This is a genomic window from Vibrio sp. 14N.309.X.WAT.E.F5 (genome assembly GCF_030397615.1).
Classification (GTDB): Bacteria; Pseudomonadota; Gammaproteobacteria; order Enterobacterales; family Vibrionaceae; genus Vibrio; species Vibrio lentus.
In genome coordinates, this window is record NZ_JAPNXR010000023.1 from 26,603 (window position 1) to 41,044 (window position 14,442).

Annotated in this window: 15 protein-coding genes and 1 pseudogene; 4 read left to right on the forward strand and 12 right to left on the reverse strand. The window is 42.2% G+C overall.

All coding sequences use genetic code 11. The features are described from left to right. Positions 1-9: 9 nt before the first annotated feature. From OW495_RS19680 to OW495_RS19710, 7 genes are all read right to left on the reverse strand, one after another. Positions 10-489, reverse strand: a complete 480-nt coding sequence (locus OW495_RS19680) for a hypothetical protein (RefSeq protein ID WP_108151481.1) — start codon at positions 487-489, stop codon at positions 10-12. A gap of 64 nt (positions 490-553) precedes the next feature. Further along, positions 554-826: a hypothetical protein gene (locus tag OW495_RS19685; RefSeq protein ID WP_108151483.1), complete on the reverse strand. Its 273-nt coding sequence runs from the start codon at positions 824-826 to the stop codon at positions 554-556. A 164-nt stretch (positions 827-990) separates the two neighbouring features. Continuing rightward, positions 991-1,650 (reverse strand): hypothetical protein, encoded by a 660-nt coding sequence (locus tag OW495_RS19690; RefSeq protein ID WP_289887890.1) that lies wholly within the window; start codon positions 1,648-1,650, stop codon positions 991-993. 352 nt (positions 1,651-2,002) lie between these two features. Then, positions 2,003-2,329, reverse strand: coding sequence for a hypothetical protein (locus OW495_RS19695; RefSeq protein ID WP_280555603.1), 327 nt, complete (start codon positions 2,327-2,329; stop codon positions 2,003-2,005). Continuing rightward, a complete protein-coding gene (locus tag OW495_RS19700; protein ID WP_289887896.1) occupies positions 2,322-3,845 on the reverse strand; it encodes a hypothetical protein in 1,524 nt (507 codons plus the stop codon). The genes OW495_RS19695 and OW495_RS19700 overlap by 8 nt, the downstream gene beginning before the upstream one ends. A 75-nt stretch (positions 3,846-3,920) precedes the next feature. After that, complete coding sequence (locus OW495_RS19705) at positions 3,921-4,451, reverse strand: hypothetical protein (RefSeq protein ID WP_108151491.1); 531 nt, start codon at positions 4,449-4,451, stop codon at positions 3,921-3,923. 159 nt (positions 4,452-4,610) lie between these two features. After that, complete coding sequence (locus tag OW495_RS19710) at positions 4,611-4,874, reverse strand: hypothetical protein (RefSeq protein WP_108151493.1); 264 nt, start codon at positions 4,872-4,874, stop codon at positions 4,611-4,613. Between the two features lie 262 nt (positions 4,875-5,136). Between OW495_RS19710 and OW495_RS19715 the strand changes: the two genes are divergently transcribed. Further along, complete coding sequence (locus OW495_RS19715; protein WP_289887897.1) at positions 5,137-6,261, forward strand: hypothetical protein; 1,125 nt, start codon at positions 5,137-5,139, stop codon at positions 6,259-6,261. 13 nt (positions 6,262-6,274) lie between these two features. Here the strand turns inward: OW495_RS19715 and OW495_RS19720 are convergent, their stop codons facing one another. The 5 genes and pseudogenes from OW495_RS19720 to OW495_RS19740 form a co-directional block, all read right to left on the reverse strand. Further along, complete coding sequence (locus tag OW495_RS19720) at positions 6,275-6,850, reverse strand: recombinase family protein (protein ID WP_108151497.1); 576 nt, start codon at positions 6,848-6,850, stop codon at positions 6,275-6,277. Between the two features lie 188 nt (positions 6,851-7,038). Then, positions 7,039-7,503, reverse strand: a complete 465-nt coding sequence (locus OW495_RS19725; RefSeq protein ID WP_289887898.1) for a hypothetical protein — start codon at positions 7,501-7,503, stop codon at positions 7,039-7,041. A 5-nt stretch (positions 7,504-7,508) separates the two neighbouring features. Then, entirely contained in the window at positions 7,509-8,531 is a 1,023-nt protein-coding gene (locus OW495_RS19730) for a hypothetical protein (RefSeq protein ID WP_289887899.1), read from the reverse strand. 93 nt (positions 8,532-8,624) lie between these two features. Further along, positions 8,625-10,295: a recombinase family protein gene (locus OW495_RS19735; RefSeq protein ID WP_289887901.1), complete on the reverse strand. Its 1,671-nt coding sequence runs from the start codon at positions 10,293-10,295 to the stop codon at positions 8,625-8,627. Positions 10,296-10,379: 84 nt separating this feature from the next. Continuing rightward, positions 10,380-11,024 (reverse strand): annotated as a pseudogene (locus tag OW495_RS19740) (magnesium chelatase domain-containing protein); the annotation flags it as partial. 471 nt (positions 11,025-11,495) lie between these two features. On the opposite strand from OW495_RS19740, the gene ilvG reads away from it, so the two are divergent. From ilvG to OW495_RS19755, 3 genes are read left to right on the forward strand one after another with little or no spacing between them, the layout of a single operon-like run. Next, the gene (gene ilvG, locus OW495_RS19745; RefSeq protein WP_289887903.1) at positions 11,496-13,142 is read left to right on the forward strand and encodes an acetolactate synthase 2 catalytic subunit; all 1,647 of its coding nucleotides are present in this window, start codon (positions 11,496-11,498) and stop codon (positions 13,140-13,142) included. Position 13,143: 1 nt separating this feature from the next. Then, the gene (gene ilvM / locus OW495_RS19750) at positions 13,144-13,428 is read left to right on the forward strand and encodes an acetolactate synthase 2 small subunit (protein ID WP_017111739.1); all 285 of its coding nucleotides are present in this window, start codon (positions 13,144-13,146) and stop codon (positions 13,426-13,428) included. 12 nt (positions 13,429-13,440) lie between these two features. Then, positions 13,441-14,409, forward strand: a complete 969-nt coding sequence (locus tag OW495_RS19755) for a branched-chain amino acid transaminase (protein ID WP_102361773.1) — start codon at positions 13,441-13,443, stop codon at positions 14,407-14,409. Positions 14,410-14,442: the final 33 nt, after the last annotated feature.

Below are 14,442 nucleotides of genomic sequence, written 5' to 3' on the forward strand. Positions count from 1 at the left end.
GCACAGTGATTATCTATTCATCAAGTTCCGGCAGCTTGCACCCTTAGCTACGATAATGTTTTCAAGAGCTTCACCATCAAGAACTTGCTTAGTGTTATCCATATAAGTCACCTCAACTCTGTCTAACGTCATACAGTTAGCACCAAAATCATAAAACGATGGACCAAAATTACCGGATATAGCTTTCTCTTTTAGGTATGGACCCGTAAACCGATAGCCCTTGGAAATATCTCCACTGATATCGTCAGATTGAACCTCTCCAACTCGGTCATAATGCTTAGCCCAAAAATCGAAGTACTTGATAGGTTTACCTGTCATATTGAATGCAGTTAGATACACCTTAATACCGCCTGCACTATTTGGATAAGCCTGATAGTAATCAGTGATGATAATCGGTTTTGTTGTATCTGCTCGATACTGCTCAACCATAGGGTTAGCACAGCCAGATAGAATTGCCGCCCCAAATAAACCAATAATCGTGTTTCTCATTTTTATTCCTCTTTGTGTAGTGAGGTGCGAATACTAGGACGGCATTTAGTCGGTGTCGGGTGTTTTAATGCTTGGTAGCTCGATGCTCTATCATTACTTCCTTAAACACCTCAGCAAACTCCGGATAGGGCTTTACAGGCTGCTTTAGAACATACCTTGGTACAAAGTACTCTCTAGGGTCTAGATTGAGCCTTCTCGATGCCTCGAAGCCTCTCTGTAGCCATTCAACAGGCTGTTTGTATTGCCCTGCTAGCTCTGACAGTAAAACCCAATCAAATTGGTTAACTTCTTCAGGTCTCAGTATCTTGATGCTGCCTGCATTGTATTCTTGTTCCATTAGCTTTCCTTAGCTGTTCATCTAGCCCATTCGGGGGAGATTGCTGGTGGCACGCCAAAATTTTCTCGTTCCCCTTTTTGGGGTGATACTTAGCGGGCGGTAATCCTGCTTTTGCATCCAAATCATTGCCATAGATGTGGTGATTGTTGAGGTGTTTTAGAGTGCTATCTGAATGCACTTTTACCCGTTCGGGCTGTGTAGTTTTTTTGGTGTGTTATTTGAGGGTTTTTAGTGCTGGTTTTAGAAGTATTAAATACATAACTAGACAACACTTTCTCAGAACTGCTCTCAGACCAATCAGAGCAAGGACTCTGGGCGTTTTTGGGGTAATCATTTTTACCGAAAACTTGAGGGTCTGTTTTGGCAAGTGAACGAGCGATGAAAACAGCTCTTCTTCCTATAGAATCACTAGTTTTTTTAATGTTTTTTAGACAGTAATCAGCCCACCCTAGAGAGTAGACTTCATTGACCTGTCTCTTACGTGCCGCACTTTTGATTTTTGGTTTACCAAGTGACACCAAAAGAGCATCTAGTAGAGCCTGGTGCTGATCTCGTTTTATTTTTATTGTGCCGTGTATATGCGGATTTTTGAGACAGTCATTTTCGTATGCCAACTCTAGTGAGAACCAAAGCTCATCGGAGTTAATACCGTGAGCTTTGAGATGACGTTTGAGATTCTTTGCGAGGTAATCAATGGGGTTACCTGAGTTAACAGCAGCTTGGTAGGTACTTTTCTCGATACGGACAGTGATAGCCGCCAACAATTCATCTTTGCTGGTGGTTGCCATCATCTTATGTGTAATTGTACGAGTCTTAGTATCCATACCGAGCCACTGTTAGTCAGATTTTCAGCTATTTGCTGTTTCAGTCCGACCACCACGGTTAGACGTCTTCGCTACATGCTTTAAATCCAACCCGTTCACAGTCGCTCGGAAGGGTTAGTAGAGATGATATTTACTGGATTAATAGCCTCTCTGTAAGTGCATTTTTTACAACATGATTCTGTTACAGATGCACAAAACGCAAATATAAGAACAAATCACGCAAGATTGATCAGAACTTGAACCGTTCAATCTAAAAAAACGATTACTAAAAGATTCTTAATCGAAAATTGTCATGTATAAGGTTCATATGAATAAACAGGAAAAAGTTGGTTTCTTTATGCTTTTCTCTGTTCTAGCCATGCTTAACAAAACCCCAATACCTCTGACGAGACTTTTCACCATGGGAATCAATAATAGGAAGTTCTGGCCGTAATGCTGCCATGTAATAACCATGCGCTGCCAATATTGGGTTTAGATGCTTCTTCACCGCTTGCCCAAAGCATAGGCTATCTATCTCAAGAGCTAATTCCATAGTAGATTTATACGGGAAAGTACCAGTTAATGGCGTCATACAATTGAAGATTCGCTTTGCCACTTTAGAACGAGTGGTCTGTAGCTCCTCGGCTACAGACTCAATCACTTCAGATGGCAAATGAGCAAACACAGACTCACTAGTCATCAATCACAACCTCTCCGCTGCTTTCAGGCCTAGTTAGCTCATCAAATGTGGGGTTTGTAATGCTCTTGATTTCAGCATCTATCTCGGCTTCTTCTTCGCTCTTAGCTGCATCATTCCTTTTCTTCTTTTCAGCGTCATGAACTTGCTGGTTCAAAGCCTTGGCTATCTTGTTTTCACCACGAAGTCTACGTTTGATTTGTATTGGATTACCATCTTCGTCTTTTGCGTCATTACCAAGGTAGTCTTTCTTGATGACTAGTTCGAATTCATAACCATCTTCATCGTACTTATCAAAAGAGCCTAATATCTTCTTTGCCTTGAGAAGCTCTTTAGGGTTTAGCCTTTCACCATTCTTCGTTGCTTCTTGCATAGCATCAAGTGTTTCATGTGCCTTTGCTCTAGCAGCGACTACACGCTTCGCAATTTGCTCTTCGATACTAGGGCCTTTGCACTGGTAACCTTGGTCATCAAAGTTTTCAGTGAGGAAAATGTATCTATCCAAAAGCTCTCTTTCATTCATCTTTGAGGTAATACCGGCTTTAATTTCCCTATTACCGACTAAAGCTGACTGGATTTCTAAAAGCTCAGCAACGACTTTCTCAGCTTCCCTATCTTCATCCGTCTTATTTGCCTCAATCTCCATAGCTTCACGAATATGATCAAGAAGATAGCCATTTGGTTTATATCTATCGTCATATTCCTGAATAGCTTTCTCAAGATCTCTAAGTTTTAACTGCGATTCCAGACCAATTCCCTGCTTTGCAAAGCCTAACTGAATCTCCATAGACTGGCGCATTTGAGAACGCTCATATGCGGATTTGTCTTCACCAGTGAGAGCCGAAATCTTCCTTTTAGACAGCCATTCATCATGAGTCATAGCACCAATGGAACCGCTTTCTAGCTCCCGTAGATACTGAATCTTTTCAGATTCTAAGCGTCTCTCTTCTTCCCTTTCGGCTTTCCAGATTTTTGTTTCTTCTTCACTCAGCCCAATGCCGTACTTATTGCCGTACCATTCTTCAAACGTTACTAGGTTCATGATAGTTGAGCCACCACCCTCTAGCTCTGATAAGTATTCATCGTAGCGTTTTTGCTTTAGGTGATAAGCATCTTCAATCTCATTTTGTTTATCTATGCCGCGACTTGAACCAGTGTACTCATCATGTGGTAACTTTTTCTTATTAGCTTTTTGTTGATTAAGAAAGTCAGAAGAAATGGATAGTTCACTGGATATTGCAGACTCAATTTTTATCTTGGTATCAGATGACTCAAGGGTATCAATAATGACGAAATCACCATCTGGCAATCTAATCATTGAAGCACCATTTGGGGCTAAATATGACTTTAGAAGATAGCCACCTAACGGTGCTCTTGTACTGGGAGTTAATGGGCTAATAGAGCTCCTTGCCTGATTCCCGCTAGCCAAGTACTCAGAAGCGGTATCTGAGGTAACGAGATTTGTCCATAACTTGGTTTTATTAGTCATGGCATCTTGAATACGCGATTTGTTAAACATGTAACTTCCTTATTTTTCTTTCATTACAAGAAGAGACTCCATCTCTTCTTTAAATCAATTCTTCATAGATAGGCTCTAATGATGACTTTCGATTTCGTCAGTAGTTGATAGCTCTCGAAATTGTTCTCGCTGAGCTTGCCGTACACCTTCAACATCACTCGCTGTCATTTCTACTACTTTAAATTCCGGTAGTTCTTCGGCATCAACAGTCTCGTCAGCATTTAGGATTTTTGCGCAAGTAGCGTAGTTTTTATTGGCTATGTCTGTAATGTACTTCAGCGAACGAAGGTCATCTTTGAAATTACCTAAGGGGATATTCTCTGTAGCACTCTTCTGAGCAAACATGAGTCCTCTCTTGGTTAATGCATTGAGCCAGTTGAGGTACTCAGCTTTCAGCTTCTTGGAGCTATCTGAGTCATTTAGATCTTCAGTTTGTAGCGTTACGGGTTTGGTAATTCCATCCTTACGGAATCTAGCGCGAAGTGTAGCTACTGGTACATCTACTATCTCTGCAACTTCTTTTGCAGTAGAGCACTCTCCGCTCTGAAGTAAGTAGCAAGCATAGTTGTACTGTTTGGGGTCGATTTTTTTATTTTCTGTGCACATCCTTGTTACTTCCTGTTATCTACTACACATCAGTTCCCATTAATGTTACACATTGAAAACCTAACAACCACTGTTTTATAAGGCCTCAAAGATAACTACTATAAGAAAACAAAGAACTAATTCATTTTTTCTAGACAACCATCATATTTATATAACTATTTAAGCGTAATTTCTCTTAAATCCCCATAGTTTTTCATCACCTTTACTACAAAAACCGAAACGATAACCTAGCGGTTTTAAGCAAGGTCTAAGCACCATCTGAACTCTGACTGGAAGATAGCTTCTTGGTATCTCTGCATCACTTAAGACTTGTTTATTCATAGCATCTATCAGGTTCAAATACTCAATAGCAAGTTCATCATTGATTGGGTGTAAATGACTGTGAAGAATAGAAAGTGTCTCTTTAGGTAAGTCTATAAACATATCTTTTTACTACGTTAATAAGGAATTTAAACGTTAGGCCGTAAAGTAATGACTTACAAGACATAATAGAGCTAATAGGAACTAGTATAAGAATCAAGCCTATATTCCCTCCTACACTCAGGAACCATGAGGGTCAAAGAAAGCGTTTCCCTATAGGGGAAATGACAAACTCACTTTGCGATCGATAGAACAATAAGTGATCAATCATTCTTTCTGGGGTAATCTATACTCATCGAATTGAACATGATGTCATAGAGGCTCAATGCAAGAGAAAGTAAATGGCTGGCTAGATACTGTTGAACGTTTCCTAAATCTAATCAGACCCAAGGCTTACAACACTATCGCTAAGGCTGTTGTTCTTACTGGTATAGGTCTAATAGTCGAATCACAGGTTAACTTTCTTCATGCTGTAGTAGTGGCATTATTCGAAGAGTACATAGGTAAATCAGAGATTCTTCGCTCTGTTCTTAGTGCATCTAGTGATCCCATAGTGGGCGTCTTACTCGTCATTACCGGTATGGTGTATCACGTAACTGTAACTCTTGGTAAAGACTTCATTGAGACTAAGAAAGCTGAGCTTCCAAAGTACCCCGTTCTCAGTTTCTTTCTACTTAATGGTGACAAGGAGAAGCTAGATTCAGAGTTCACTATACGTGGTCAATTGGTATCTCTTCCTGATAGAGATAGTATTCCAGATCAAGAAGAACCGACATTTGATGAATCTATCCTTGGTCATCATGCTTCTATTTACCGGACGGTGCAGTCAATCCAAAGGTCCCATCATTTTGGTGACCAATTAAATAGTAGCTTATATCGAGAACGAGCCGATGTACTGAGAGAATGGGCAGGGGCTGAAATTCTATATCTAAACATCTCGAATAGTAGTCGTATCTTAGCTAGTGGGGTTTCTGTAGAACTTACTATCCCACGTCACAAGGGGCTATCAATCAAAGTACCTGATAATAAGTATCCGCCAGAACCTAAGACGAAAAATGAATACAATGATAGGTTCTCACATATCATGCCCAACTATCACAACGTATCAAGACCGGACTTAAGAGTGTCATCTGATGCTAAGAACTACTACATCAAGTGGAGAGTTGACCGTATTCAAGCACAAACTGAACTAGAAGCGGACGAATATGTATTAGTGAAGACTGATAAGCCTATTGATATGCAATGCACTATCTTTTGCGATGAGCTACCAGAGCCAAGCAAGGCAACATTTAAAGCAAACCCGCCTCAAGGTACAGCTATTGTATCTAGCGATGAGCTATCAGATGAATCATGCTATGCGGCTTTACGTGACAAACTGATTATGGACGGGTACGTCCCAAGGGTGTTTGAAGAAATGATGAAAGAGTATGAAATGAAAGAAGCTAGGTAACCCTAGCTTTCTCTTACTTATTCCAATGACGCTTAACTGTTGCTATACCGATACTTAGATCTTTAGCAGTAGCACTTTGAGATAACCCCTCTGCTTTGCATCGCTGTACATTTTCGGTAGTTCCCTTTGCAGCAGGTCGACCTAGCTTCTTACCTTCAGCTTTAGCTCTGTTAAGCCCTTCTTGAGTGCGCTCTCTGATGCGGTTTCTTTCGAACTCTGCGAAAGCTGAGAACATTTGCAGCATAAGCTTACCTTCAGCACTACTTAGATCAGATACAGGCAGGTCTAGAGAAACTACTTTGATTTGCTTAACTGTTAGTTGTTCTATTGTCTGCTGTACATCGATGTTGTCACGACCTAAGCGGTCTAGCTTAAGAACAACCAATGTATCTCCGGCTTCTAGCTTATGCTCTATTAGAGTTTTGAACTCTTTACGTTCCATTGCCCTAACACTGCCTGATACCGTCTCAGAAATTACTCTGCTTTCTTGAATATCATATCCTGCATTGCGTATAGCTAGAATTTGGTTATCAGTTGTTTGCTCTACAGTAGAAACTCGGCAATAAGCGAAAATGCGACCAGTAGTCATTGTGTATCTCAATATCAGTATCAAAAACGTAGCATCATAATACTGATAGTATCATTTATTGTCAACGCTATTTTTATGATACTAGTGGTGGTGCTGTTCAGCTAGTATCGTTTAACGAGTGTTTTTTGATACTAGAGTAAAGGGGGATATTGCAGATATGAAAAAGGCCGGATAAACCGACCTCTTTTCTAGGATTCTTCGCTGTGTTTCGCTTTTGCAACTTTATCCATGATAATCAAAGTCACCACACCAAGTTGCAAGATATTGTTAGTGACTGACATCATCATAAGCTTGAATGCAAAGCCTACTGCTTGAGATGTAAAAACAAACAAGCTACACCCAAAAGTAACGAATAAGCACGCAAACGTTACTTTGAATAGAGTGAAGAAAATATCTGAGTACCCGTCTTGAATCCAACGCTTAAAGAAACGGTACTTTTGAAGAGAAAACAAGAATGCAGCTATCGCAGCAAGGAAGCCCATCATAGTAAAGCTAAAGCCAGCTACTACTGTTGCAAGGGTTCTTACTTCTTTAAAGCCAACCGACCAATTAGCGTAATGCTTAATTCCAAGGTATGCGAAACCAATAGCTACACCAATCAACGGTGTTAACCATATAAGCTTCTTAACCCTTGCAATCTCTGTATTAGTCATGACTTTTAAGCCTTCTCTGCCTCTACTATGGAAGCCACATTGTCATCATTGTCGGCTTCTTTGTTTAGAACAACTTCGCTCTTCTTAGCGGCGAACGGTTTTACCTCTTTATACTGGTCAAGTAAAGGAACGCTTTTCTCTTTATATCGATTGTTCGATACATAGTCTCTAAAGAGAAGTGCTAGCTGCTCGTTTTGGTCGAACTTTTCACTGATCTGATCGGGCAATTTTCTTCGCTTCGCTTTTGGATTCAATGAGTCTACTAAATTATTCTCATTGTCTAACCAATGATCCATTAACTGACCTTTCAGCTCATCATGCTTTGCTTTAGCACCAATCTGCGTGATGCCATCACTGCTCTGACTATTACCAGTAGTATCGTGTCTATGCACAATCTTCCTGAAAACATCACGCATATTAGATCCACTAGGCTCAATCGTGATACGCAAGTTACCAAGACTGCCAGACTCTGAACCAGTTAGCTTTTTACATAGGTATCGACTGATATCCCTATCCGCAGCTACATCGATATAGATGCTGTTAACCACTTCCATCTCTAGCAAGTCTGTTTTACTACTAGTAGTTGTAAGAGCGCTCAAGCCCACTTCATATTTGTTCAGACCAACTTTTTTAAACATCTCATTGATGTAATCAGCTAAGTCATCAAATCTTGGGCAGCTCATGCCGCTTGCACATGCTATCACTTGTCGTTCAGGGCAAATGTAGACGTAAGAGGCAAATGCTACTTTCTCGTTTGCAGCTAGATTATCTGAAATTTCACCGACCGTGATACTCTGTTCATTAACGCGCTTGATGATATCGTCATCGCTAGTACGAACAAAATAGTATAGATTCTTTTGTGCTGCGACCTTGGTTAGATACAGTTTTTCATCACCACGCTTGAAGCTACTTTTAAGCTCTATATTGTTTGCGCTAACAAATGCATCAATAATAGGTTTGATGTTGTATAGAAAGGTTTCTTGAGAATCAAACTCACGCAAATAATAGCCAAAATAGCGTAGCTTCATCAGTGTTCCCTTGTGCGGTATTTATAAGTGTTTGGTTTATTTTACCTTATAGTAGTATGAGTTTGAATGATATAAGCTAAGTTTCAATGCGTTTTATGACTTATCGCAAAATACGGTTGCAGCTTTATTGGCCATAGTTCTAACCCTAAACGTGCTAGGTGGAAACTCTCGACTATCCCACGATGTTTTAATCATGTGGCTCGTTTGTTTCTCATTAAACCGCAATTCGATGGTTCGCTCTTTGTCTATGCGGATAGTGATAATTTTGCCCATAGAGTCAAATTCTATCTTCTCAATACATCGCACTAGCTGGGAGTTTATCTTGGCCCTTAAAGTTACGTTGGTTCTATCTGCTGCTTCTACTTTCAGCACCTTAAGCGTGCTTCTTAATTCTTTCCAGACGTTGTTAGATTTCGGAGTAAGCTCTATCTCATCTAATTGCTTCTCAAGCTCTCTATAACGTTGTTCAAGCTCTTTTTGCTCTGCTTCTCTTTGTTCTAACTTATTGAGCAATGCCTTACTTCCAGTACTTGAATCAAGCAAATCAACCAAGCGTATTACAGAAGCTTCAGCCGTTTTCAAATTCCGAAATATGTTGGACAACTGCTCTTTAATATGTGCTGATTCTTCTTCATGGTTGGCCGTCTGCAACCTTAGATTCAAAGTTGCCGCAACACCTAATATCGCATCTTCTATTACCGGATAACGCATTGAAGCGTACTTACAACTAACGCCATCATGATGAGCACCTTGGCGAGCTCTACTACAAACTAGGTACTGACCACCTTTACTTCCACTACCTTTATTTAGGTAATGCATTGTCGCACCGCAGTTCTTACAGACAACTAGCCCCGTAAACAGGTTATTAATGGCATTCTTTCGGGTCCCACTAGATTTTCCGTGGCGACGTTCAATAGCCAGGCTAGCTCTTTTAAAGGTATCTATATCAATAGCGGCAGGGTAATAACTTTGTATTGGCTCACCATCCTCTACTCGCTTGCCATTCTCCGATTTGAATGGCTGATACTCACCTAGAACGGTTCTAGCTCTTAATATCTTCTTTATATAGGTAGTGTGCCAACCAGTTTTAGAACGCCCCCATGGCTTTATCCCCTCTTTATTAAGCTGCTTATGAATCGCGATAGATCCGAGACCATCAATAGTCATCTGAAAGATGCGCTTAATCAGTTCAACTCTATCAGGCATCAGTTCATATCCTGTATCAGTGAGAGTTATCCAATGAGGCATGTTATAGCCAGTAGGCTTTAGATTTTCTCTTGCTTGCTTTCTCTTCTCTGCATGAGCTGCTTTTAAACGCTTAGACTTAGTAAGAGACTCTTCATGTGCTCGCATCATAAAGACGAGAGACAACATCAAGTCTTCAATTCGATCTAATGATTCAGTCGTGTATGTACGACTGTCTTGCAAAGTAACAATGCTAACACCTAGCTCTAGCAATTCCATAAACCGGCGAAGAGCTATAGATATCTTTTCCCTACTAAGCCTATCCATAGACTCTACAAGCAAGTACGAGCCTCTAGGAATAGTACCGTCTTTAACTGCCCCAATGAATTCACCCAAAGCCCCATCTTTAAAATGGGTTCCGTGGTATGCAGACTTTCCGAGATCTCTAAGAGTTAAATCAGCTAGGTTGAGCCCATGTTTATCACAGTAACTTTTAGCTAAAGCTGTCTGCCTCCGAAACGAATCACCCTTTGCCTGTTCCAGTGAACTAAATCTAATGTAGCTATACGCAAGACTCACAAGCCAACCTCTTCCAATAAAATTTATTGCACTCTAGGAGCTTCGGTCTGCGTATTCAAGTCAGGGTTATTCCAGATATTTGATTAGTAAATTGTGATTACCAGCCGCTGCTATCTCCAATGCTCGCTTACCTTGCTGTTGACCAATGATGTCCTGCAAATCACGATGTTCGACTGCGTCGATCTGATGTTGCTCTGTACGATACAACCCAAGCTGAGCCTGACCACACATATCGGCACAAACCTCCAACAATGTTTGCGCTGACTTGTGCGCCCCCTTGCCAACTAGGGCTGCCTGATCGCCATTGTGATGCGGTACCACCAAGCATCGCTCAACACTATCCGCCGCTAATGTCGCTGGTAGAACTCCTTTGACTGAACGTAATTCTCCCGATAACGCCAACTCACCAATAAACTCATGTTGAGCTATTTTTGATGTGGGTAGTTGATCGGACGCTACCAGAATACCCAGAGCAATTGGTAAGTCAAAACGCCCTCCTTCTTTGGGTAAATCGGCAGGAGCAAGATTGACGGTGATTCTTTTTGATGGGAATTCAAAGCGAGAATTGATGATGGCACTCCTCACTCGGTCTTTCGATTCTTTAACCGTAGTCTCAGGTAAACCCACCAGCGTAAAACCGGGCATTCCGTTGCTTATATGCACCTCAACGGTCACTTCTGGCGCCTCTACACCCACACTAGCTCGGCTATGAATTATCGCGAGTCCCATAACTTTCCTTTGTCTTTGATTTAAAAGTATTCACTCTGGATATTCATTGCTCACCAAAGCGATAAGGTTGTTATATAGCGTGGTGGAATGGTGTTTTAATGTGAAAAAAGAATGACATTTTCCTTGTCATGCGGCAGATTTGTGTGATAACACTAGAGATGTAGACAATTACTTAAGACAATAAACGAGAAAACTCGAATTTTATGATGTTTAACGCTCGCATTTACGCACTGATTAACCTGATTATCGTAGTCATTATTGAGACTACGCGGGGGCGAGTGGGAAAAAAGTAACCACGAATTAGAAAAAACCCCCGCACTGAAAAGTCCGGGGGTTTTTTCTAATTTAACGATTCGATTTTTATATTTGAAACATTTTCGGCTTTGCCGATTTACAGGAAGAATGGGAGCACAAGATGTGCATAGACAATGGAAACAGTTACCAAAATATAGGTAATACGGGGAAATTCCGATGAAAGGCGCAGAACTAGTTGTATCCGCACTAAAACAGCAGGGTATTGAAACCGTATTTGGTTACCCAGGTGGTGCCATCATGCCAATCTACGACGCACTTTATGACGGCGGGGTTGAGCATATCCTGTGTCGCCATGAGCAAGGTGCTGCAATGGCAGCTATCGGTATGGCACGTGCTACACAAGACGTCGCTGTTTGTATGGCAACCTCAGGCCCAGGCGCGACTAACCTAGTCACAGGTCTTGCTGATGCCTTTATGGACTCCATCCCACTCGTCGCTATCACTGGTCAAGTTGCTAGCTCCCACATTGGTACCGATGCATTCCAAGAAATGGATGTGATTGGTATGTCTCTGTCATGTACTAAACACAGTTACCTCGTTACCGATATTGAAGAGCTTGCTCCAACACTGGCTGAAGCATTTATCGTTGCAAAAGCAGGGCGTCCCGGTCCGGTTATTGTCGATATCGCTAAAGATGTTCAGCTAGCAGAGTCCCCTGTAAAAATTCTTCCTGAATTTACACCACCAGCTATTCCTGTTGTGACAACGGATGCTATTGAACAAGCTCAGTACTTCTTGTCTCAAGCGACTCGTCCTGTTTTATACGTAGGTGGTGGCGTTCAACTGGCGAAAGCAACCGATGCAGTTCGCGAGTTTTTACGTCTAAATCCAATGCCTGCAGTAAGCACACTAAAAGGCCTAGGCACCATTGAACGTGACGACCCACACTACTTGGGTATGCTGGGTATGCACGGCACCAAAGCCGCTAACCTAGTGGTTCAAGAAAGTGACCTGTTGATTGTTGTTGGCGCTCGTTTTGATGACCGAGTAACCGGCAAGCTTGATACATTTGCACCACACGCGAAAGTTATCCATATCGATATCGATGCGGCAGAGTTCAGTAAACTGCGTCTGGCCAATGCGCCGATTCGCGGTGACATCAACAAGATCATGCCTCAACTGGAACTAAGCCAAGACATCTCTTCTTGGGTTCACCACTCTGAAGGGCTACGCAGTTCATTCAAGTGGCGCTACGACCACCCAGGCGATCTTATCTTCGCACCTCTGTTGTTGAAACAACTGTCAGACATGATGCCTGCGAGTTCTATGGTTTCGACTGATGTTGGCCAACACCAGATGTGGGCAGCTCAACATATTCAACCTCGCGAACCACAAAACTTCATCACGTCAGCGGGCTTGGGCACTATGGGCTTTGGCCTACCTGCAGCTATGGGTGCATCGGTTGGTCGTCCTGATGACCAATCTATACTTATCTCAGGTGACGGCTCATTCATGATGAACGTGCAAGAGCTTGGTACGCTGAAACGTCGCCAAATCCCAGTAAAAATGGTGCTGCTTAACAACTCGCGCTTAGGCATGGTTCGCCAATGGCAATCTCTGTTCTTTGATGGCCGACACAGTGAAACTATCTTGGATGACAACCCAGATTTCGTCATGCTGGCAAAAGCGTTCGATATCCCGGGCAAAACCATCACTCGTAAAGAAGAAGTAGAGCCTGCATTAAAAGAGATGCTTGAGAGCAAAACCGCTTACCTACTTCATGTCCTTATCGATGAAGAAGAAAACGTATGGCCACTAGTACCGCCAGGTGCTTCAAACAGCGAAATGTTGGAGAACACATAACATGAAAAGATACTTATTAGACATCAAAGCCGATGATAAACCAGTACTGTTAGAACGTGTTCTTCGTGTTATTCGCCACCGTGGCTTCATCGTTAAGCAAGTGGCTGGCACCCAAAACCACGAAAGTAAAGTCGCGAGCGTTGAGATCATTGTCGACAGTGACCGCCCGATTTCTTTCTTAGTTAATCAGATCGAAAAGCTGTGGGATGTACGTACCGTTGACGTTATTTCTATCAGTCGTAATGAATTGCCAAACAATAACTTACAACAAAAAATAAGTGCATAAGGAACCGCAAACATGACAGCTAAAACAGCAGACTATATTTGGTTTAACGGTGAAATGGTTCCTTGGGCAGAGGCGAACGTTCACGTCCTGACTCACGCAATGCACTACGGTACTTCTGTATTTGAAGGCGTTCGTTGCTACAACACGCCAAAGGGTCCGGTTATCTTCCGTCACCCAGAGCACGCAAGACGCCTAAAAGACTCAGCGAAAATCTATCGCTTCCCAATTCCTTTCACTGAGGAAGAAATTATGGAAGCGACTCGCGAAACGCTACGCCAAAATAAGCTAGAGTCAGCGTACATCCGCCCTCTCGGCTTTGTCGGCAACGTTGGTTTAGGTGTTTGCCCTCCTGAAAACACAGAGATGGATCTGATCATCGCTGCTTTCCCATGGGGTTCTTACCTTGGTGAAGAAGCGCTAGAAAATGGCGTAGATGCGATGATCTCAAGCTGGAACCGTGCAGCGCCAAATACTATCCCAACCTCAGCAAAGGCTGGCGGTAACTACCTATCTTCACTGCTAGTTGGTGGTGAAGCTCGTCGTCATGGTTACGATGAAGGTATTGCCCTAAGTGTTGATGGTTACCTTTCAGAGGGCGCGGGCGAGAACATTTTTGTTATTCGTAACGGCATTCTCTCTACACCACCAGCAACCAGCGCGATTCTGCCAGGTATCACTCGTGACTCGATCATGACGCTAGCAAAAGACATGGGTTATGAAATCCGTGAAGAGAACATTGCTCGTGAAGCGCTATACCTTGCTGACGAAGTCTTCATGACCGGCACAGCTGCAGAGATCGTTCCGGTTCGCAGCGTAGACAAAATTACAGTAGGTGAAGGAAAACGCGGTCCTATCACTGAAAAAGTTCAAGCAGCTTACTTTGGTTTATTCAATGGCACGACTGAAGATAAGTGGGGCTGGTTAGACTACGTTTACCCAGCAGACCACGCGTCAGAAAGCCAAACACAAACCACTAAGTAAGCAACAGCCAAATATTTTATAAGGATTTAAGCA

What these genes read in the sequence shown, in the direction of transcription:
- OW495_RS19705 (WP_108151491.1), bottom strand. Translation starts at nt 4,451, where the DNA reads ATGTGCACAGAAAATAAAAAAATCGACCCCAAACAGTACAACTATGCT.
- OW495_RS19680 (WP_108151481.1), bottom strand. Translation starts at nt 489, where the DNA reads ATGAGAAACACGATTATTGGTTTATTTGGGGCGGCAATTCTATCTGGC.
- OW495_RS19710 (WP_108151493.1), bottom strand. Translation starts at nt 4,874, where the DNA reads ATGTTTATAGACTTACCTAAAGAGACACTTTCTATTCTTCACAGTCAT.
- OW495_RS19685 (WP_108151483.1), bottom strand. Translation starts at nt 826, where the DNA reads ATGGAACAAGAATACAATGCAGGCAGCATCAAGATACTGAGACCTGAA.
- ilvG (WP_289887903.1), top strand. Translation starts at nt 11,496, where the DNA reads ATGAAAGGCGCAGAACTAGTTGTATCCGCACTAAAACAGCAGGGTATT.
- OW495_RS19700 (WP_289887896.1), bottom strand. Translation starts at nt 3,845, where the DNA reads ATGTTTAACAAATCGCGTATTCAAGATGCCATGACTAATAAAACCAAG.
- OW495_RS19695 (WP_280555603.1), bottom strand. Translation starts at nt 2,329, where the DNA reads ATGACTAGTGAGTCTGTGTTTGCTCATTTGCCATCTGAAGTGATTGAG.
- OW495_RS19725 (WP_289887898.1), bottom strand. Translation starts at nt 7,503, where the DNA reads ATGACTAATACAGAGATTGCAAGGGTTAAGAAGCTTATATGGTTAACA.
- OW495_RS19690 (WP_289887890.1), bottom strand. Translation starts at nt 1,650, where the DNA reads ATGGATACTAAGACTCGTACAATTACACATAAGATGATGGCAACCACC.
- ilvM (WP_017111739.1), top strand. Translation starts at nt 13,144, where the DNA reads ATGAAAAGATACTTATTAGACATCAAAGCCGATGATAAACCAGTACTG.
- OW495_RS19755 (WP_102361773.1), top strand. Translation starts at nt 13,441, where the DNA reads ATGACAGCTAAAACAGCAGACTATATTTGGTTTAACGGTGAAATGGTT.
- OW495_RS19720 (WP_108151497.1), bottom strand. Translation starts at nt 6,850, where the DNA reads ATGACTACTGGTCGCATTTTCGCTTATTGCCGAGTTTCTACTGTAGAG.
- OW495_RS19715 (WP_289887897.1), top strand. Translation starts at nt 5,137, where the DNA reads ATGCAAGAGAAAGTAAATGGCTGGCTAGATACTGTTGAACGTTTCCTA.
- OW495_RS19730 (WP_289887899.1), bottom strand. Translation starts at nt 8,531, where the DNA reads ATGAAGCTACGCTATTTTGGCTATTATTTGCGTGAGTTTGATTCTCAA.